Origin of the sequence: Escherichia sp. B1147 (genome assembly GCF_001660175.1) — a bacterium.
Taxonomy (GTDB): domain Bacteria; phylum Pseudomonadota; class Gammaproteobacteria; order Enterobacterales; family Enterobacteriaceae; genus Escherichia; species Escherichia whittamii.
The window spans coordinates 411,667-432,471 of sequence record NZ_LFHY01000005.1; the positions used below are offsets into that span (position 1 = coordinate 411,667).

Below are 20,805 nucleotides of genomic sequence, written 5' to 3' on the forward strand. Positions count from 1 at the left end.
ACTCGCCACGAATAATCAAAATGGCATTTCACTCTTGCTGATCCTCTGCTGACGCCACTGAAATGCTACTGCTGATGGCTAATTTCGCTGTCAGCATTTCAGAATTTTGGCAAAAAAATGTGCAGCGCATCAAACTTTTGGACATAATTTAGCGGCTTCCCTTGCGTGCTGAAGAAGAAGTATTATTCTTTATTGAAACGTTTCAGCGCGATCTTGTCTTTAATCCTAAGCCAGGTTGGCGCTTTTTTTCTCATAGAAGCTGAATCGTTTCAATTCAGCAAGAGAGGAGAACTATGTTCCAGTTATCCGTACAGGACATCCATCCGGGCGAGAAGGCCGGAGACAAAGAAGAGGCGATTCGCAAGGTCGCCGCGGCGCTGGTGCAGGCCGGTAATGTAGCTGAAGGCTACGTCAATGGCATGCTGGCGCGCGAACAGCAAACCTCAACCTTTCTCGGCAATGGTATTGCTATTCCACACGGTACGACCGACACCCGCGATCAGGTGCTGAAAACCGGCGTTCAGGTATTTCAGTTCCCGGAAGGCGTTACCTGGGGTGAAGGTCAGGTTGCGTACGTGGCGATAGGTATTGCCGCCAGCTCCGATGAACATCTGGGCTTGCTGCGCCAACTAACTCATGTACTGAGCGATGATTCCGTTGCTGAACAATTAAAGTCAGCTACCACCGCAGAAGAACTGCGCGCATTGCTGATGGGTGAAAAGCAAAGTGAGCAGCTGAAGCTCGATAACGAAATGCTGACGCTGGATATCGTTGCCAGTGATTTGCTGACCCTGCAAGCGTTAAACGCCGCTCGTCTGAAAGAAGCGGGCGCAGTTGACGCTACCTTCGTCACCAAAGCCATCAATGAACAACCGCTGAACCTCGGACAGGGCATCTGGCTGAACGATAGCGCCGAAGGCAACCTGCGTAGCGCGATTGCGGTAAGCCGTGCGGCAAATTCTTTTGATGTGGAAGGCGAAACGGCAGCCATGCTGGTGAGTGTGGCGATGAATGACGATCAGCCTCTCGCAGTACTTAAGCGCCTGAGCTCCCTGCTGCTCGACAACAAAGCTGACCGCCTGCTGAAAGCGGATGCGGCAACGTTGCTGGCGCTGCTGACCAGCGATGATGCGCCGACCGACGACGTGTTAAGCGCGGAGTTTGTGGTGCGCAATGAACACGGCCTGCATGCCCGTCCAGGCACCATGCTGGTCAATACCATTAAACAATTTAACAGTGATATTACCGTGACAAACCTTGATGGCACCGGCAAACCGGCAAACGGACGTAGTCTGATGAAAGTTGTAGCACTTGGCGTTAAGAAAGGTCATCGCCTACGCTTTACCGCCCAGGGACCAGACGCTGAACAGGCGCTGAACGCCATTGGCGACGCCATCGCCGCAGGTCTTGGGGAGGGCGTGTAATGAGCAGACGTGTTGCTACGATCACCCTTAATCCGGCTTATGACCTTGTTGGTTTTTGCCCGGAAATTGAACGCGGCGAAGTGAACCTGGTGAAAACCACCGGTCTGCATGCGGCGGGTAAAGGCATCAACGTGGCCAAAGTATTAAAAGACCTGGGAATTGATGTCACCGTTGGCGGCTTCCTGGGGAAAGACAATCAGGATGGTTTTCAGCAACTGTTCAGTGAGCTGGGCATTGCCAACCGTTTCCAGGTTGTACAGGGGCGTACCCGCATTAATGTCAAGTTGACGGAAAAAGACGGCGAAGTAACCGACTTCAACTTCTCGGGTTTTGAAGTCACTCCCGCCGACTGGGAACGTTTTGTGACGGATTCTCTGAGCTGGCTTGGTCAGTTCGATATGGTCTGTGTCAGCGGCAGTTTACCATCAGGCGTCAGCCCGGAAGCCTTCACCGACTGGATGACTCGCCTGCGTAGTCAGTGTCCTTGCATTATCTTTGATAGTAGCCGTGAAGCGTTAGTGGCAGGTTTGAAAGCAGCACCGTGGCTGGTGAAACCAAACCGCCGTGAGTTGGAAATCTGGGCGGGCCGTAAACTGCCTGAAATGAAAGATGTGATTGAAGCTGCGCATGCGCTGCGTGAACAAGGTATTGCGCATGTCGTCATTTCACTGGGTGCCGAAGGCGCGCTTTGGGTTAATGCCTCCGGCGAATGGATCGCCAAACCACCGTCAGTCGATGTCGTAAGTACCGTTGGCGCAGGGGATTCTATGGTTGGTGGGCTGATTTACGGCTTGCTGATGCGTGAATCCAGTGAACACACACTGCGTCTGGCGACAGCTGTTGCTGCCCTGGCGGTAAGTCAAAGCAATGTGGGTATTACCGATCGTCCGCAGTTGGCCGCAATGATGGCGCGCGTCGACTTACAACCTTTTAACTGACAGCAGGAGAGGCATAATGAAAACGCTGCTGATTATTGACGCTAATCTCGGTCAGGCACGCGCCTATATGGCGAAGACCCTGCTGGGCGCGGCGGCGCGAAAAGCAAAACTGGAAATCATCGACAATCCTAACGATGCTGAAATGGCGATTGTACTCGGTGATTCCATCCCTAACGACAGCGCGCTGAACGGTAAAAATGTCTGGCTGGGCGATATTTCCCGGGCCGTTGCGCACCCTGAGCTGTTCCTGAGTGAAGCCAAAGGCCATGCGAAACCTTACACTGCGCCGGTAGCCGCTACAGCGCCGGTTGCTGCCAGCGGGCCGAAACGCGTGGTTGCGGTGACAGCTTGCCCAACTGGTGTAGCTCACACTTTTATGGCGGCAGAAGCCATTGAAACCGAAGCGAAAAAACGTGGCTGGTGGGTGAAAGTTGAAACTCGTGGCTCTGTAGGCGCGGGTAATGCCATCACGCCTGAAGAAGTGGCAGCGGCGGATCTGGTGATTGTGGCGGCAGATATTGAAGTCGATCTGGCGAAATTTGCTGGTAAACCGATGTATCGCACCTCTACCGGTCTGGCGCTGAAGAAAACCGCGCAGGAACTGGATAAAGCCGTTGCTGAAGCGACGCCGTACGAACCAGCAGGCAAAGCTCAAACGGCGGCGACGGAAGGCAAGAAAGAGAGTGCAGGCGCGTATCGTCACTTGCTGACGGGCGTTTCCTACATGTTGCCGATGGTGGTTGCTGGCGGTCTGTGTATCGCGCTTTCTTTTGCTTTTGGTATCGAAGCGTTTAAAGAGCCGGGTACGCTGGCTGCGGCGCTGATGCAGATTGGTGGCGGTTCAGCCTTTGCGCTGATGGTACCGGTACTGGCAGGTTATATTGCCTTCTCTATTGCCGACCGTCCGGGCCTCACGCCTGGTCTGATTGGCGGTATGCTGGCAGTCAGCACGGGTTCTGGTTTCATTGGCGGTATTATTGCGGGCTTCCTGGCAGGTTACATCGCGAAGTTAATCAGTACCCAATTGAAATTGCCACAGAGTATGGAGGCGCTGAAACCGATTTTGATCATTCCGCTGGTATCCAGCCTGGTGGTTGGCCTGGCGATGATCTACCTGATCGGTAAACCGGTTGCAGGTATCCTCGAAGGTCTGACCCACTGGCTGCAAACCATGGGTACTGCGAATGCGGTGCTGCTGGGCGCGATCCTTGGTGGCATGATGTGTACTGATATGGGTGGCCCGGTGAACAAAGCGGCGTACGCGTTCGGTGTGGGTCTGCTGAGTACCCAAACCTATGGCCCAATGGCGGCGATTATGGCGGCAGGTATGGTGCCACCGCTGGCAATGGGGCTGGCAACAATGGTGGCGCGTCGCAAATTCGATAAAGCGCAACAGGAAGGCGGCAAAGCAGCTCTGGTTCTGGGACTGTGCTTTATTTCCGAAGGTGCAATTCCGTTTGCGGCCCGTGACCCGATGCGAGTGCTGCCGTGCTGTATCGTTGGTGGGGCGCTGACTGGCGCAATCTCTATGGCGATTGGTGCGAAACTGATGGCACCGCACGGTGGTCTGTTTGTTCTGCTGATCCCGGGTGCTATTACGCCGGTACTGGGTTACCTGGTGGCAATTATTGCCGGTACGCTGGTGGCGGGTTTGGCCTATGCCTTCCTGAAACGTCCGGAAGTGGACGCGGTAGCGAAAACAGCATAATAAAACGTGAACAACAGGGCAGAAATTTCCTGCCCTGAATCATTTGATGATAGCAGGGTGATTGACAAGTTCTTAATGGTAACTATATGAATTTATATGGTTTACCTTTAAGTCGAAATCTGAAATATTCATCAAACATCAACGTTGTTTCCTCAAGGGCAGATTAATTTCTGCCCTTTTTTATTGTTCCCATTCTGTGCATCCCGTCACAAATTCCTCGTTTTTTAAATCCATACATTTAATAGCGTTTTGTGAGCCTGTTCAAATCTGCCCATTTTGCCCATCTGGCGGCGATTTACTTTAAGTAAAACATGCATACTATGAGCACATGTTTAAATATGAACACATGTTTAAACGTTATTTGCAGTACCTATATTCTTGTGGATTGACAGAGTTGGTAATTTTTTTCCAGAGGACGTGCTATGCGCGAAAAGGAATATGTCGTAATTATAGGTTCGGCGAATATTGATGTCGCCGGATATTCACATGAATCATTAAATTATGCGGATTCAAATCCAGGTAAAATAAAATTTACTCCTGGTGGAGTAGGCCGCAATATCGCGCAAAATCTGGCGTTACTGGGGAATAAAGTCTGGCTACTGAGCGCTGTAGGCAGTGATTTTTATGGCCAATCGCTCCTGACGCAAACCAATCAATCCGGTGTTTATGTCGATAAATGCCTGATTGTGCCAGGGGAAAATACGTCGAGCTATTTATCATTGCTCGATAATACCGGTGAAATGCTGGTTGCTATAAATGACATGAATATTAGTAACTGTATTTCCGCGGAATATCTCGCACAGCACCGTGAATTTATCCAGGGGGCAAAGGCCATTGTCGCAGACTGTAATATCAGTGAAGAGGCGTTGGTCTGGATTCTGGATAATGCCGTCGACGTACCTGTATTTGTCGATCCTGTTTCGGCATGGAAATGTGTCAAAGTGCGCGATCGTCTAAGCCAGATCCACACGCTGAAGCCAAACCGTCTGGAAGCAGAAACTCTGAGCGGGATTGCGCTGTCAGGGCGTGAAGATGTGGCAAAAGTTGCCGCCTGGTTCCATCAACATGGCCTGAACCGATTAGTACTGAGTATGGGCGGAGACGGTGTTTACTACAGTGAAATCGGCGGTGAAAGCGGCTGGTCTGCACCGATTAAAACCAATGTCATTAATGTTACCGGAGCGGGCGATGCCATGATGGCAGGTCTTGCATCGTGTTGGGTCGACGGAATGCCGTTTGCCGAATCTGTTCGTTTTGCACAGGGATGTTCGTCAATGGCGCTCTCCTGTGAATACACCAATAACCCCAATTTATCGATTGCCAACGTTATATCGTTAGTGGAGAACGCAGAATGTCTGAATTAAACATTTCCCCTGAATTATTACAAATTTCCCCGGAAGTACAGGACGCTTTAAAAAACAAAAAACCGGTAGTTGCGCTGGAATCGACCATTATTTCTCACGGGATGCCGTTCCCACAAAATGCCCAAACGGCAATTGAAGTAGAAGAAACTATTCGTAAGCAGGGGGCCGTTCCTGCAACAATCGCCATTATCGGCGGCGTAATGAAAGTAGGTTTAAGCAAAGAAGAAATTGAATTACTGGGCCGCGAAGGGCACAACGTAACCAAAGTTAGCCGTCGCGATTTACCTTTTGTGGTCGCAGCCGGAAAAAATGGTGCTACTACCGTCGCATCAACGATGATTATTGCGGCACTTGCCGGAATTAAAGTATTTGCCACCGGCGGTATTGGTGGGGTACATCGCGGGGCGGAACATACCTTCGATATTTCTGCCGATTTACAGGAACTGGCGCACACCAATGTCACCGTAGTGTGTGCCGGGGCGAAATCTATTCTCGATTTAGGCTTAACCACCGAATATTTAGAAACTTTCGGTGTGCCGTTAATTGGCTATCAGACCAAAGCGCTGCCGGCGTTTTTCTGCCGTACCAGCCCGTTTGACGTCAGCATTCGTCTCGACAGTGCCACAGAAATTGCCCGCGCGATGGCGGTGAAATGGCAAAGCGGTCTGAACGGTGGCCTGGTGGTAGCGAATCCGATCCCGGAACAGTTTGCTATGCCGGAACAGACCATTAACGCAGCGATCGATCAAGCGGTGGCAGAGGCCGAAGAACAGGGCGTTATCGGTAAAGAAAGTACGCCGTTCCTGCTGGCGCGCGTTGCTGAACTGACCGGTGGCGACAGCCTGAAATCCAACATCCAATTGGTGTTCAATAACGCCATTCTGGCGAGCGAAATTGCCAAAGAATACCAGCGTCTCGCAGGTTAATTTCTGACGGGCAGAAAGCCGTCGCCCGTACCGATCATACATACCGAAACCTGGCGCTGGCGCCGGGTTTACTGGCATGAAGGGAAAATCCTTATGGATATAATGAGAAGTTTGGTAGGGATGGTGGTATTGCTGGCAATTGCATTTGTGTTGTCGGTAAATAAAAAAAGCATCAGTTTGCGCACGGTTGGGGCCGCGCTGCTGCTGCAAATCGCCATTGGCGGCATCATGCTCTATTTTCCACCGGGAAAATGGGCGGTAGAGCAGGCGGCATTAGGCGTCCATAAAGTGATGTCCTACAGTGACGCCGGAAGTGCCTTTATTTTTGGCTCGCTGGTGGGGCCGAAAATGGATGTCTTGTTCGACGGCGCGGGCTTTATCTTCGCCTTTCGCGTACTCCCGGCGATTATCTTCGTCACAGCGCTTATCAGCCTGCTGTACTACATTGGCGTAATGGGACTGCTAATTCGCATTCTTGGCAGCATTTTCCAGAAAGCCCTTAACATCAGCAAAATCGAGTCTTTTGTTGCAGTTACGACGATTTTCCTCGGGCAAAACGAGATCCCGGCGATCGTTAAACCGTTCATCGATCGCATGAATCGCAACGAGCTGTTTACCGCAATTTGTAGCGGGATGGCGTCCATTGCCGGTTCGATGATGATTGGTTATGCCGGAATGGGCGTGCCGATTGACTACCTGTTAGCGGCATCGCTGATGGCTATCCCCGGCGGTATTTTGTTTGCGCGTATTCTTAGCCCAGCAACCGAGCCTTCACAGGTGACATTTGAAAACCTGTCGTTCAGCGAAACGCCGCCAAAAAGCTTTATCGAAGCGGCGGCGAGCGGAGCTATGACCGGGCTGAAAATTGCCGCAGGTGTGGCGACGGTGGTGATGGCGTTTGTGGCAATTATTGCGCTGATCAACGGCATTATCGGCGGAATTGGCGGCTGGTTTGGTTTTGCCAATGCATCTCTGGAAAGTATTTTTGGTTATGTGCTGGCACCGTTGGCGTGGATCATGGGCGTGGACTGGAGCGATGCTAACCTTGCAGGTAGCCTGATTGGGCAAAAACTGGCGATTAACGAATTTGTTGCTTACCTGAGTTTCTCACCGTATCTGCAAACAGGTGGTACGCTGGAAGTGAAAACAGTGGCGATTATCTCCTTTGCGTTGTGTGGTTTTGCTAACTTTGGTTCTATCGGCGTTGTCGTTGGGGCGTTCTCGGCTATTTCGCCAAAACGCGCACCAGAAATCGCCCAGCTTGGTTTACGGGCGCTGGCAGCGGCGACGCTTTCCAATTTGATGAGTGCGACTATTGCCGGGTTCTTTCTTGGGCTGGCGTAATGCTCGATTTGTAGGCCGGATAAGACGCATCAAGCGTCGCATCCGACAATCGCACTATTGCAAATGATTTTTACTGCATCATCCCGGAGAATTTATTCTCCGGGTCCATTTCCAGCGCCAATCCTAACAACTGCTTTCTGTTTTTAATTAAATACCCTTTCTGACTTTTAATTAATAAACCGTCGTGAATGAATTGCGCGAGAACATATAACAGGTGCCGATAAGAAACACCCAAATATTCTGCCGCTTGTGTATGTTTTTCGTGATAAAGATCACCTTCTTGCGAAAGTAATATAAATGCTGCCAGGCGATTCACTAACGGGAATGATTGATTCTGCGTTAGAGAAACAATATTACGATAATTTTTATGGCTTAAGGTGACGCAGAGCTTTCGTAAAAACAGTGTGTCGTTTAATAACAGCGGACGGTAATGTTTCATGGGGAGTGCAAGGCACCAACACTCTTCAATAGCCTGTACCGCACGCGGTTCATGATCTTTATCGATTAGCTCAATCTCACCAATAAAACAGGGCGCGGCAAAGAAATCAATTAGCGATACGCGGCCATTGGCTAGCGTGGCGTAAAGCCTGGCGCGGCCTCGCGTCAGGTAAAACAGCCAGGACGGTTGTTGGCCTTCCTGCACAATGTAGTCCCGTGCTAAAAAGTGAAATAACCGCGTGTCGGTAGAAACATCGGTTGAAAAGCACTCCTTAAATGCGGATTCGTTAATCAGTTGTTGCTTCAATTCATTATTGTGGATTTCTTTCACGATGTTTATCCGCTATGAGATTTCTCATATTTAGCATACGTACGCTGTTGTTAAGATTCAATCATCGGCCGGTAGAAATTTCTTTGCTGTAGCAAAAAATAACGCAACTGGAAACAGAGGAAATAAACAATGGAAAAAAGAAAAATTATTCTGGATTGTGATCCGGGTCATGATGATGCTATTGCTATAATGATGGCGGCGAAACATCCAGCGATTGATTTATTAGGTATCACCATTGTGGCGGGTAATCAAACCCTCGATAAAACATTAATTAATGGCCTGAATGTTTGCCAGAAACTGGAGATTAATGTTCCGGTTTATGCGGGGATGCCGCAACCTATTATGCGCAAACAAATTGTTGCCGATAATATTCACGGAGAAACCGGATTGGATGGCCCGGTATTCGAGCCGCTGACCCGTAAAGCTGAAAGCACCCATGCGGTGAGATACATCATCGATACCCTGATGGCAAGCGAAGGCGATATCACTCTGGTGCCGGTCGGCCCGTTGTCAAATATCGCGGTGGCAATGCGCATGCAACCGGCAATTCTGCCGAAAATCCGAGAAATTGTGCTAATGGGCGGCGCTTACGGTACAGGTAACTTCACGCCGTCTGCCGAGTTCAACATCTTTGCCGACCCGGAAGCCGCACGCGTAGTGTTCACCTCCGGCGTTCCGTTGGTGATGATGGGCCTCGATCTCACTAACCAGACCGTTTGCACCCCAGATGTGATTGCGCGGATGGAAAGGGCCGGTGGCCCTGCCGGGGAGCTGTTCAGCGACATCATGAATTTCACTCTCAAAACGCAGTTCGAAAACTACGGTCTGGCTGGCGGCCCGGTGCATGACGCCACTTGCATTGGCTATCTGATTAACCCTGATGGCATTAAAACCCAGGAGATGTACGTCGAAGTGGACGTCAACAGCGGCCCTTGCTACGGGCGCACGGTCTGCGACGAACTGGGCGTTCTCGGCAAGCCCGCTAATACAAAAGTCGGCATCACTATTGATACCGACTGGTTCTGGGGCTTAGTCGAAGAGTGCGTTCGCGGCTACATCAAAACCCATTAAGTGTTGATAACAAACCGGGCCAGTATCGCTAGATGCAAGTCCGGCTTTTTCTGATGGGCAGAAAGCCGTCGCCCAAAATGACATGAAGAGATAATAACTATGGATGTCATGAGAAGTGTTCTGGGAATGGTGGTATTGCTGACGATTGCGTTTTTACTGTCAGTAAATAAGAAGAAGATCAGTCTGCGTACCGTTGGCGCGGCGTTGGTGTTACAGGTCGTGATTGGCGGCATTATGCTGTGGCTACCACCGGGGCGTTGGGTCGCAGAAAAAGTCGCTTTTGGCGTCCATAAAGTAATGGCGTACAGCGACGCAGGTAGCGCTTTTATCTTCGGCTCGCTGGTCGGGCCGAAAATGGACACCCTGTTTGATGGCGCAGGATTTATCTTTGGTTTCAGAGTATTACCGGCAATTATCTTTGTCACCGCACTGGTGAGTATTCTCTACTACATCGGTGTGATGGGGATCTTGATTCGCATTCTTGGCGGTATCTTCCAGAAAGCATTAAATATCAGCAAGATCGAGTCATTCGTCGCGGTCACTACTATTTTCCTTGGGCAAAACGAAATTCCGGCGATTGTGAAACCTTTTATCGATCGTCTGAATCGCAATGAGCTGTTTACGGCTATTTGCAGCGGTATGGCCTCAATTGCCGGTTCGACGATGATTGGTTACGCCGCACTGGGCGTACCTGTGGAATATTTGCTGGCGGCATCGTTAATGGCGATCCCTGGCGGGATCTTGTTTGCTCGCTTGTTAAGTCCGGCCACGGAATCTTCTCAGGTTTCCTTTAATAACCTCTCTTTCACCGAAACTCCGCCAAAAAGTATTATTGAAGCGGCAGCGACAGGGGCGATGACCGGGCTGAAAATCGCTGCGGGCGTGGCGACAGTGGTCATGGCATTTGTTGCCATCATTGCGTTAATTAACGGTATTGTTGGCGGCGTTGGTGGCTGGTTCGGTTTTGAGCATGCCTCGCTGGAGTCAATTTTAGGTTATCTGCTGGCCCCGCTGGCATGGGTGATGGGTGTCGACTGGAGTGATGCGAATCTGGCCGGAAGTTTGATTGGGCAGAAGCTGGCGATCAATGAATTTGTCGCTTACCTCAATTTCTCGCCATATCTGCAAACGGGTGGCACTCTGGATGCTAAAACCGTGGCGATTATTTCTTTTGCACTATGCGGTTTTGCTAACTTTGGTTCTATCGGGGTAGTGGTTGGGGCATTTTCTGCGGTTGCGCCACACCGTGCGCCGGAAATCGCCCAGCTTGGTTTACGGGCGCTGGCGGCGGCGACGCTTTCCAACTTGATGAGTGCGACCATTGCCGGATTCTTTATTGGTTTAGCTTGAGTGTCATTGCCTGATGCGCAAGCTTATCAGGCCTACATTTACTTGCTGAAATTGCCTGATTTGTAGGCCGGATAAGACGCGTTAAGCGTCGAATCCGGCAACATTGTTACACCATCGGTACTAATGAAAGCGCGTTATCGGCAGACAGGGTAGGGTTATTTATGCTGCCGCTGGCGCGCGAAATCGCCGCGCAAGCCATCGCAAAACGGGCGCTATCACGGAAATTGCTTCCTTCAAGAAAGCTATACACCAGGCCCGCCATAAAACCATCGTCAGCGCCAAAACTGTCTACTGTTGTATGTGTTGGTGCGGTCAGCAAAAATTGTTCGCCATCCTTTTCGCTGCAATAAACAGACTCATCGGGTAAATAAACAAACAGTTGCTGAACACCTTGCTGATGCAATGCATTCACTGCGGCATTACGGTCAGCATCGCTGGTGATGGCCTGTCCCCATAAAATTTCCAGCTCCGGCAAAGTGGGTTTCAGAGTGTGAATATGCGCCAGCCAGTGTTTGATTTTGCCCGCTTTAAATTCTGAAACGGTATCGACAAACACCGGAATTTCATCGGCAAGGGTGAATACCCACTCCAGCGCCTCAGCAGTCAGGTTACAATCTGCCAGCACCACGCCCGCATGACGAAGTAAATCGCGCGACCCGTTCAGTAGTTGCGGAGTCAACTGTTCCAGCAGATGGGTATCGTTAATCGCCAGCACGGTTTCATCGTCTTGATTGGCAATTGCCAGATATGTTGACGTACTTTGGCCGTGTAAACGAACGCAGCCGGAGACATTCACTCCGGCACGGCGCGTCTCTTCCAGGAGCATTTCGCCATAAAAGTCATCGCCAATCACCGAGAGTAAATGAACGTCGCGCCCTAACAGCGCCAGATTGTGGGCGATGTTGCGCCCAACGCCGCCCGCCGAGCAATGAATTGTACCGGGATGAGAAGCCGCTTGCGGATAACGGATATCCGCCATCCCGCGAATATCCATATTGATTGTCCCCACCACTACGCAGTATTCCTGCTCGGTGAGAATGTAACCTTTGCCTTTAATCCGCCCTTTGCGCATTAAATCCATAATATGCGCTGCTACGCGCGAGCGGCTGATTTGTAGCATATCCGCAATTTCATTCTGCTGAATCAGCGGGTTACGCCGTAAAATTGCAAGGATTTCCTTCTCCCGGTTGTTCATCTTCAGGCTACCGCTTTTTCAGTTTGTTGCGCTTTCAGCCAGGCGATCTCTTCTGCCCAGATATCCGGGTTGATGGTTTCGAGGATCAACGGAATGCCGTCGAAGCGGTCGTCCTGCATGATCCAGCGGAACGCATCATGACCGATATTGCCTTCACCGAGGCTATGATGGCGGTCAACGCGGCTGCCAAAGGTGCTTTTCGCATCGTTAAGGTGCATCCCGCGCAGATACTTAAAGCCAACAATACGGGCAAAATCAGCGAACGTTTTCTCGCATTCGGCCGGAGTACGCAAATCATACCCGGCTGCAAAAGCATGGCAGGTATCAATGCACACGCCGACGCGGGATTTATCTTCTACGCCGTCGATAATCGCCGCGAGATGTTCGAATTTAAACCCTAAGTTGCTGCCCTGACCGGCAGTATTTTCTATCACCGCGGTCACACCTTGTGTTTTATCCAGCGCAATGTTGATAGATTCGGCAATGCGCGCAAGGCAATCCTCTTCTGAAATCTGCATCAGATGGCTGCCGGGGTGGAAGTTGAGCAAAGAAAGTCCCAGCTGCTCGCAACGCTGCATTTCATCAATAAACGCATCGCGCGATTTTTCCAGGGCTTCAGCGACCGGATGGCCGAGGTTAATCAGATAACTGTCGTGGGGAAGAATTTGCGCCGACGTGTAGTGATATTTTTCACAGGCGGCTTTGAATTCATCGATGGTTTGCGTCGTGAGCGGTGCGGCACGCCACTGACGTTGGTTTTTGGTGAACAAGGCAAACGCGGTTGCGTCGATTTCGGCGGCGCGAATTGCGGCATTTGCCAGACCGCCAGCAGCACTAACGTGCGCTCCAATGTATTTCATGCGAGGACTCCTGTTAAACCCGCTGGAGGAAAACGGTAATGATAGCGGGTTAACAGGAGCAAGATGTAGTGGTTTATGCGATGACGCTTTGAATTACAAAGTTAATCGCAGCACCACCAACAATCAGCCAGGCAAACAGTACCAGTGCCATCAGCAGAGGTTTCGCCCCGGCTTTTTTCAGCGCGCTGACGTGAGTGGTCAGACCAAGCGCCGCCATCGCCATTGCCAGCAGGAAGGTATCCAGCGTTACCAGCATGTTCACCACGCTCTGCGGTAACAGGTGGAACGAGTTAAAGATGGCAACTACGATGAACAAGATGGCAAACCACGGAATAGTGATTTTGCTTTTCTCGCCGCTGTTCGCCCCGGACAGCTGTTTAACACGCGCCGCCAACAGGATGAGGAACGGAGCCAGCATCATCACGCGCAGCATTTTGGAGATAACTGCCGCGTTTTCTGCATCCGGGCTGATGGCATGACCTGCCGCCACCACCTGCGCCACTTCGTGCACAGTAGAACCAATGTAGATACCGAAAGTTTCCGGGCTAAACCATTGAGTCATCAGCGGATAAATCGCCGGATAGAGGAAAATCGCGACGGTCCCGAAGATAACGACGGTTGCAACAGCCACGGTTACTTTACTGGCTTCCGCTTTCACTACCGGCTCAGTCGCCAGTACCGCGGCAGCACCACAGATGCTGCTACCGGCACCGATCAACCAGCTGGTGTGCTTATCCAGACCAAATACTTTCTGCCCCAGGAAGCAAGCCAGCAGGAAGGTACTGGACAGCGTCAACACGTCAATGATGATCCCACTGATACCGACATCGGCAATTTGCGAGAACGTCAGACGGAAGCCATAAAGAATGATACCCAGACGTAATAAATATTGCTTGGCAAACAGCACGCCACCGTCACAGCTTTTCCAGATGTGCGGATAGATGGTGTTGCCTAAAACCATCCCCAACAAGATTGCGAGGGTGAGGGCACTAAACCCGGCACCCGCAACCGCGGGAATGGAACCACCCCACAGGGCGACCCCGGTGATAACTGCACTCAGGGCTAACCCCGGAATAAAATGCCACAGTGTACGATGTTGTTTCTGTAAGGTGATATTCGTCATAACCCTCTCCTTTAACCGGGCATAAGGTTACGACTAACTGGTTTAAAAATAAAATTGATTATATATTTATAATTAATCTTTATAAGTGGTAAGCGACTATGCACATCACCCTCCGGCAGTTGGAAGTTTTTGCAGAAGTATTGAAAAGTGGATCAACCACCCAGGCGTCGGTGATGCTGGCGTTGTCGCAATCAGCAGTGAGCGCAGCCTTGACCGACCTGGAAGGGCAGCTTGGCGTGCAACTGTTTGATCGCGTGGGGAAAAGACTGGTTGTTAATGAACACGGGCGGCTGCTCTATCCGCGTGCGTTGGCACTGCTTGAACAGGCGGTTGAAATCGAACAACTGTTTCGCGAAGACAACGGCGCGATTCGTATCTATGCCAGTAGTACCATCGGTAACTACATTCTGCCTGCAGTTATCGCCCGTTATCGCCATGATTATCCGCAGTTGCCGATTGAACTTAGCGTTGGGAATAGCCAGGACGTGATGCAAGCGGTGCTGGATTTCCGCGTTGATATTGGCTTTATTGAAGGACCGTGCCACAGCACTGAAATCATTTCTGAACCGTGGCTGGAAGACGAGCTGGTGGTTTTCGCCGCGCCGACTTCGCCGTTGGCTCGTGGTCCGGTCACCTTAGAACAGCTGGCCGCTGCGCCGTGGATCCTGCGTGAACGCGGTTCCGGCACGCGGGAGATTGTCGATTATCTGTTGCTGTCACATTTACCGAAGTTTGAGATGGCGATGGAATTAGGTAACTCCGAGGCAATCAAACATGCGGTGCGTCATGGGTTGGGAATTAGTTGCCTGTCGCGACGGGTGATTGAAGATCAATTGCAGGCAGGCACATTAAGTGAAGTTGCGGTCCCTCTGCCGCGCCTGATGCGTACGTTGTGGCGTATACATCATCGGCAAAAACACCTTTCCAACGCGCTACGGCGCTTTCTGGACTATTGCGATCCCGCGAATGTACCGCGTTAATTCGCTGTACAAGAACATGCTGGTGCTGTGTCGATTTCGTGACGCAGCGCCCTCAGCATGCATTCGCCAGAAAAGAGATTGGCTGCTTTACTTATAATCCCTGGGCGATCATGAAGGTGTCTTATAACCGTGTATTTCTGCCGGAAGGATTGCCAATCGTCTGCTACAATCGCGCCTCATTTTTAAGATGGATAGCATTTTTGTATGGGTTCCGAAACTAAAACTACAGAAGCGCCGGGCTTACGCCGTGAATTAAAGGCGCGTCACCTGACGATGATTGCCATTGGCGGTTCCATCGGTACGGGTCTTTTCGTTGCCTCTGGCGCAACGATTTCTCAGGCAGGTCCGGGCGGGGCATTGCTCTCGTATATGTTGATTGGCCTGATGGTTTACTTCCTGATGACCAGTCTCGGTGAACTGGCGGCATATATGCCAGTTTCCGGTTCTTTTGCCACTTACGGTCAGAACTATGTTGAAGAAGGCTTTGGCTTCGCGCTGGGCTGGAACTACTGGTACAACTGGGCGGTAACTATTGCCGTTGACCTGGTTGCTGCGCAGCTGGTCATGAGCTGGTGGTTCCCGGACACACCAGGCTGGATCTGGAGTGCGTTGTTCCTCGGCATTATCTTCCTGCTGAACTACATCTCAGTTCGTGGCTTTGGTGAGGCGGAATACTGGTTCTCACTGATTAAAGTCACAACGGTCATTGTCTTTATCATTGTCGGCGTGATGATGATTATCGGTATCTTCAAAGGTGCGCAGCCTGCGGGCTGGAGCAACTGGACGATTGGCGAAGCACCCTTTGCTGGTGGTTTTGCGGCGATGATTGGCGTAGCAATGATTGTTGGCTTCTCTTTCCAGGGAACTGAACTGATTGGTATCGCTGCGGGCGAGTCTGAAGATCCGGCGAAAAACATTCCGCGCGCAGTACGTCAGGTGTTCTGGCGAATCCTGCTGTTCTATGTGTTCGCAATCCTGATAATCAGCCTGATCATTCCATACACCGATCCGAGCCTGCTGCGTAACGATGTGAAAGACATCAGCGTCAGCCCGTTCACCCTGGTGTTCCAGCACGCGGGTCTGCTCTCTGCAGCGGCGGTGATGAACGCGGTTATTCTGACGGCAGTTCTGTCAGCGGGTAACTCCGGTATGTATGCGTCTACCCGTATGTTGTACACCCTGGCGTGTGACGGTAAAGCGCCGCGCATTTTTGCTAAACTGTCGCGTGGCGGCGTACCGCGTAACGCGCTGTATGCGACCACGGTAATTGCCGGTCTGTGCTTCCTGACCTCCATGTTTGGTAACCAGACGGTATACCTGTGGCTGCTGAACACCTCCGGTATGACAGGCTTTATCGCCTGGCTGGGAATTGCGATCAGCCATTATCGTTTCCGTCGCGGTTATGTGTTGCAGGGGCATGATATTAACGATCTGCCGTACCGTTCGGGCTTCTTCCCGCTGGGACCGATCTTCGCATTCATTCTGTGCCTGATTATCACTCTGGGCCAGAACTACGAAGCGTTCCTGAAAGACACTATCGACTGGGGTGGCGTAGCGGCAACCTATATCGGCATCCCGCTGTTCCTCATGATCTGGTTTGGCTATAAGCTGATTAAAGGAACCCACTTCGTACGCTACAGCGAAATGAAGTTCCCGCAGAACGATAAGAAATAAGTTTTCCCCCTTCCTTATAAAGCCCTCTCAATCGAGAGGGCTTTTTCTTTTCCTTGATATTCATGCGGATATAAAATTTAACATTTGGATTGATAATTGTTATCGTTTGCATTATCGTTACGACGAAATCAAAAAAGGCTGACAAATCAGAGGCTGTTCAGGTTTTCTGGCGTGATCTCCTGCCTATAAAAAGTCCACCGCGATGCTGCCGTACGCAAGGGGACATGAAGAAGATGTGAGCGATAACCCATTTTATTTTCGTAGTTACCTCATGGAGATATGGAATGTTTAGGTTGAACCCTTTCGTACGGGTCGGGCTGTGTTTGTCCGCAATTTCATGTGCATGGCCTGTGTTAGCGGTTGATGATGATGGCGAGACGATGGTAGTCACGGCATCTTCCGTTGAACAAAACCTCAAAGATGCGCCTGCCAGTATCAGTGTCATTACCCAGGAAGACCTGCAGCGTAAACCGGTACAGAATCTGAAAGATGTCCTCAAAGAAGTGCCGGGCGTACAACTGACGAACGAAGGGGACAACCGTAAGGGCGTCAGTATTCGTGGCCTGGACAGCAGCTACACCCTGATTCTTGTCGATGGTAAACGCGTTAACTCACGCAATGCCGTCTTCCGCCATAATGACTTTGACCTGAACTGGATCCCGGTCGATTCCATCGAACGTATCGAAGTGGTACGTGGCCCGATGTCTTCACTGTATGGTTCTGATGCGCTCGGCGGCGTGGTGAACATCATCACTAAAAAAATCGGCCAGAAATGGTCAGGCACCGTAACGGTAGATACCACCATTCAGGAACATCGCGATCGCGGTGACACTTACAACGGCCAGTTCTTCACTAGTGGACCGCTGATTGATGGCGTGCTGGGGATGAAAGCTTACGGCAGCCTGGCAAAACGTGAAAAGGATGACCCGCAGAGTTCCTCTACCACCGATACCGGAGAAACGCCACGTATTGAAGGATTCTCCAGCCGCGACGGCAATGTTGAATTTGCCTGGACGCCGAATCAAAATCACGATTTTACCGCTGGGTACGGTTTCGACCGCCAGGATCGCGATTCTGACTCGCTGGACAAAAACCGCCTCGAACGCCAGAACTACTCCGTAAGTCATAATGGGCGCTGGGATTACGGCACCAGCGAACTGAAATATTACGGTGAGAAAGTCGAGAATAAAAACCCAGGCAACAGTAGCCCGATTACTTCCGAAAGTAACACGGTTGATGGCAAATACACGCTGCCGCTGACGGCTATCAATCAGTTTGTCACGGTTGGTGGTGAATGGCGCCATGACAAACTTAGCGATGCGGTAAACCTGACTGGCGGCACCAGCACTAAAACATCTGCCAGCCAGTACGCGCTGTTTGTGGAAGATGAATGGCGGATCTTCGAGCCGCTGGCGCTGACGACCGGCGTGCGTATGGACGATCACGAAACCTACGGCGAACACTGGAGCCCACGTGCCTATCTGGTCTATAACGCCACCGATACCGTAACAGTAAAAGGCGGCTGGGCAACGGCCTTTAAAGCGCCTTCGCTATTACAACTTAGCCCCGACTGGACGACCAACTCCTGCCGTGGCGCATGCAAGATAATTGGTAGCCCGGATCTGAAACCAGAAACCAGCGAAAGTTGGGAGCTGGGGCTTTACTACATGGGCGAAGAAGGTTGGCTGGAAGGCGTTGAATCCAGCGTAACCGTCTTCCGCAATGATGTGAAAGATCGTATTAGCATCAGCCGTACGTCTGACGTCAATGCTGCGCCGGGTTACCAAAACTTTGTCGGTTTTGAAACGGGGGCAAACGGTCGACGTATGCCGGTGTTCAGCTACTACAACGTCAATAAAGCACGTATCCAGGGCGTGGAAACCGAGTTGAAAATCCCGTTCAACGACGAATGGAAGTTGTCACTCAACTACACCTACAACGATGGACGCGATGTCAGCAACGGGGAAAACAAACCACTGTCCGATCTGCCATTCCATACCGCTAACGGTACACTGGACTGGAAACCGTTGGCACTGGAAGACTGGTCGTTCTATGTTTCTGGTCACTACACCGGTCAGAAACGAGCCGACAGCGATACCGCTAAAACGCCAGGTGGCTATACAATCTGGAATACCGGCGCAGCGTGGCAGGTGACCAAAGACGTCAAACTGCGCGCAGGCGTGCTGAACCTGGGCGACAAAGATCTGAGTCGTGATGACTACAGCTATAACGAAGACGGACGTCGTTACTTTATGGCAGTGGATTATCGCTTCTGATGAGGAGATGCCCGGCGAACCGGGCCAAGTTTTACTTCAGTAAATACTGCGCATGGAAGCGCAGATGATCCTCTATAAAAGAGGCAATGAAGTAATAGCTGTGATCATAACCAGGTTGAATACGTAGCGTCATCGGCCACGCTTTCTGGCGTGCGGCTTCTGCCAGTACTGCAGGTTGAAGCTGGTCGGCAAGAAACTGATCGTTATCACCCTGATCGATAAGCGTCGGAATCGCATCTTGCGCATTGCTGGCGTACATCAGCGCACAGCTATCCCATTCCACCCAACTATTTTTATCCTCGCCCAGGTAGGCGCTAAATGCTTTGATTCCCCAGGGAACACAACACGGATTCACAATCGGCGCAAAGGCGGAAACACTGGTGTATTTGCCAGGATTTTTCAGCGCCATAATCAATGCGCCATGACCCCCCATCGAATGGCCGCTAATAGCGCAGCGATCGCTGACGTTAAATTGCGATTGAATCAGCGTCGGTAATTCATCGCGCAGATAATCATACATCCGGTAATGCGTCGACCACGGCGGTTGTGTGGCGTTAAGATAAAACCCTGCACCCTGGCCCAAATCGTAGCCATCATCGTTAGCAATCTGTTCGCCGCGCGGGCTGGTATCTGGCATCACCAGTACAATCCCCAGTTCTGCCGCTACGCGCTGGGCACCCGCTTTGGTCGTGAAGTTCTCGTCATTACAGGTTAAACCTGAAAGCCAGTACAGCACAGGTGGCGGGGCGTTATCACGGGGAGGCGGGAGAAAGATACTGAACGTCATCGGGCAATTTAAGGCACTGGAGTCGTGCCGCCAGCGTTGCTGCCAGCCTTCAAAACAGCGATGCTCTTCGAGCATTTCCATGCGAGGCTCCTTGTTATGTTGTTTGCAATTTTTTCATCATACCGTTTATTCAATGCGTTGTGAGTAACTTTCACTTCCGCATATGCATAACGATGTTTTAACATTTACGGCTGAAAGGCAGCGGCAATTACAATAATTATCGCTGTGAATACTGGATTATGTGCGTCACCTCACGCACAATAATCAGGCTGCTAATCAGCTTAATAACTTTGCCCCCACGCAGGGCGGAGGCGTCACACCTGCAGGAGAAAACATAAATGCCATCACTCAGTAAAGAAGCGGCCCTGGTTCATGAAGCGTTGGTTGCGCGAGGACTGGAAACACCGCTACGCCCGCCCGTGCATGAAATGGATAACGAAACGCGCAAAAGCCTTATCGCCGGTCATATGACCGAAATCATGCAGCTATTGAATCTCGACCTGGCCGATGACAGTTTGATGGAAACGCCGCATCGCATCGCCAAAATGTATGTCGATGAAATTTTCTCCGGTCTGGATTACGCCAACTTCCCGAAAATCACCCTCATTGAGAATAAAATGAAGGTCGATGAAATGGTCACCGTGCGCGATATCACCCTGACCAGCACCTGCGAGCACCATTTTGTCACTATTGATGGCAAAGCGACGGTAGCCTATATCCCGAAAGATTCGGTGATTGGCCTGTCGAAAATTAATCGCATCGTGCAGTTCTTTGCCCAGCGCCCGCAGGTGCAGGAACGTCTGACCCAACAAATCCTCATTGCGCTACAAACGCTGCTGGGTACCAATAACGTGGCTGTCTCCATCGACGCGGTGCATTACTGCGTGAAAGCGCGTGGCATCCGCGATGCAACCAGCGCTACGACAACGACTTCCCTCGGTGGTTTGTTCAAATCCAGTCAGAATACGCGCCACGAGTTTCTGCGTGCTGTGCGTCATCACAACTGATTAAAAGGC

17 protein-coding genes are annotated in these 20,805 nt (G+C 51.1%); 12 read left to right on the top strand and 5 right to left on the bottom strand.

Going from position 1 to position 20,805, the window contains the following annotated elements:
- The first annotated feature begins 293 nt into the window (after nt 1-293).
- The 6 genes from fruB to A9180_RS05130 all read left to right on the top strand — a co-directional run bounded on the left by fruB (nt 294) and on the right by A9180_RS05130 (nt 7,704).
- On the top strand, nt 294-1,424 hold the full coding sequence (gene fruB, locus A9180_RS05105; RefSeq protein WP_064526805.1) for a fused PTS fructose transporter subunit IIA/HPr protein: 1,131 nt from the start codon (nt 294-296) through the stop codon (nt 1,422-1,424).
- Nucleotides 1,424-2,362, top strand: coding sequence for a 1-phosphofructokinase (gene fruK / locus A9180_RS05110; RefSeq protein ID WP_000091263.1), 939 nt, complete (start codon nt 1,424-1,426; stop codon nt 2,360-2,362). Before fruB ends, fruK begins: the two co-directional genes overlap by 1 nt.
- Nucleotides 2,363-2,378: 16 nt before the next feature.
- Nucleotides 2,379-4,070, top strand: a complete 1,692-nt coding sequence (fruA, locus tag A9180_RS05115) for a PTS fructose transporter subunit IIBC (RefSeq protein WP_064526807.1) — start codon at nt 2,379-2,381, stop codon at nt 4,068-4,070.
- Between the two features lie 422 nt (nt 4,071-4,492).
- Nucleotides 4,493-5,434, top strand: coding sequence for a pseudouridine kinase (locus A9180_RS05120; protein ID WP_064526809.1), 942 nt, complete (start codon nt 4,493-4,495; stop codon nt 5,432-5,434).
- On the top strand, nt 5,422-6,360 hold the full coding sequence (gene psuG, locus A9180_RS05125; protein WP_064526811.1) for a pseudouridine-5'-phosphate glycosidase: 939 nt from the start codon (nt 5,422-5,424) through the stop codon (nt 6,358-6,360). Before A9180_RS05120 ends, psuG begins: the two co-directional genes overlap by 13 nt.
- 93 nt (nt 6,361-6,453) lie before the next feature.
- Nucleotides 6,454-7,704 (top strand): NupC/NupG family nucleoside CNT transporter, encoded by a 1,251-nt coding sequence (locus A9180_RS05130; RefSeq protein ID WP_064526813.1) that lies wholly within the window; start codon nt 6,454-6,456, stop codon nt 7,702-7,704.
- Between the two features lie 70 nt (nt 7,705-7,774).
- On the opposite strand, the gene A9180_RS05135 is transcribed toward A9180_RS05130, so the two are convergent.
- Complete coding sequence (locus A9180_RS05135) at nt 7,775-8,473, bottom strand: transcriptional regulator YeiL (protein ID WP_064526815.1); 699 nt, start codon at nt 8,471-8,473, stop codon at nt 7,775-7,777.
- Nucleotides 8,474-8,602: 129 nt separating this feature from the next.
- On the opposite strand from A9180_RS05135, the gene rihB reads away from it, so the two are divergent.
- Together rihB and A9180_RS05145 are read left to right on the top strand one after the other, a co-directional pair.
- Nucleotides 8,603-9,544 carry a ribosylpyrimidine nucleosidase gene (rihB, locus tag A9180_RS05140; protein WP_064526817.1) on the top strand — a complete coding sequence of 314 codons (942 nt, stop codon included), beginning with the start codon at nt 8,603-8,605 and terminating at the stop codon, nt 9,542-9,544.
- Between the two features lie 99 nt (nt 9,545-9,643).
- Nucleotides 9,644-10,894, top strand: coding sequence for a NupC/NupG family nucleoside CNT transporter (locus A9180_RS05145; protein WP_064526820.1), 1,251 nt, complete (start codon nt 9,644-9,646; stop codon nt 10,892-10,894).
- Between the two features lie 106 nt (nt 10,895-11,000).
- Here the strand turns inward: A9180_RS05145 and A9180_RS05150 are convergent, their stop codons facing one another.
- From A9180_RS05150 to A9180_RS05160, 3 genes are all read right to left on the bottom strand, one after another.
- A complete protein-coding gene (locus A9180_RS05150) occupies nt 11,001-12,089 on the bottom strand; it encodes a sugar kinase (protein ID WP_064526822.1) in 1,089 nt (362 codons plus the stop codon).
- Between the two features lie 2 nt (nt 12,090-12,091).
- A complete protein-coding gene (nfo, locus tag A9180_RS05155; RefSeq protein WP_000873880.1) occupies nt 12,092-12,949 on the bottom strand; it encodes a deoxyribonuclease IV in 858 nt (285 codons plus the stop codon).
- A gap of 73 nt (nt 12,950-13,022) precedes the next feature.
- Nucleotides 13,023-14,072, bottom strand: a complete 1,050-nt coding sequence (locus A9180_RS05160; RefSeq protein ID WP_064526823.1) for a YeiH family protein — start codon at nt 14,070-14,072, stop codon at nt 13,023-13,025.
- Nucleotides 14,073-14,170: 98 nt separating this feature from the next.
- Here A9180_RS05160 and yieE point away from each other — a divergent pair, with 98 nt between their 5' ends.
- The 3 genes from yieE (at nt 14,171) to cirA (ending at nt 19,002) form a co-directional block, all read left to right on the top strand.
- Nucleotides 14,171-15,052 (top strand): DNA-binding transcriptional regulator YeiE, encoded by an 882-nt coding sequence (yieE, locus tag A9180_RS05165; protein WP_000548294.1) that lies wholly within the window; start codon nt 14,171-14,173, stop codon nt 15,050-15,052.
- Between the two features lie 204 nt (nt 15,053-15,256).
- A complete protein-coding gene (lysP, locus tag A9180_RS05170; RefSeq protein WP_064526825.1) occupies nt 15,257-16,726 on the top strand; it encodes a lysine-specific permease in 1,470 nt (489 codons plus the stop codon).
- A gap of 284 nt (nt 16,727-17,010) precedes the next feature.
- A complete protein-coding gene (cirA, locus tag A9180_RS05175; protein WP_064526827.1) occupies nt 17,011-19,002 on the top strand; it encodes a catecholate siderophore receptor CirA in 1,992 nt (663 codons plus the stop codon).
- A 31-nt stretch (nt 19,003-19,033) separates the two neighbouring features.
- Here cirA and yeiG read toward each other — a convergent pair whose 3' ends face one another.
- Nucleotides 19,034-19,870, bottom strand: a complete 837-nt coding sequence (gene yeiG / locus A9180_RS05180) for an S-formylglutathione hydrolase (protein WP_064526830.1) — start codon at nt 19,868-19,870, stop codon at nt 19,034-19,036.
- A gap of 257 nt (nt 19,871-20,127) precedes the next feature.
- Between yeiG and folE the strand changes: the two genes are divergently transcribed.
- On the top strand, nt 20,128-20,796 hold the full coding sequence (gene folE, locus A9180_RS05190; protein ID WP_001139613.1) for a GTP cyclohydrolase I FolE: 669 nt from the start codon (nt 20,128-20,130) through the stop codon (nt 20,794-20,796).
- Nucleotides 20,797-20,805 lie beyond the last annotated feature (9 nt).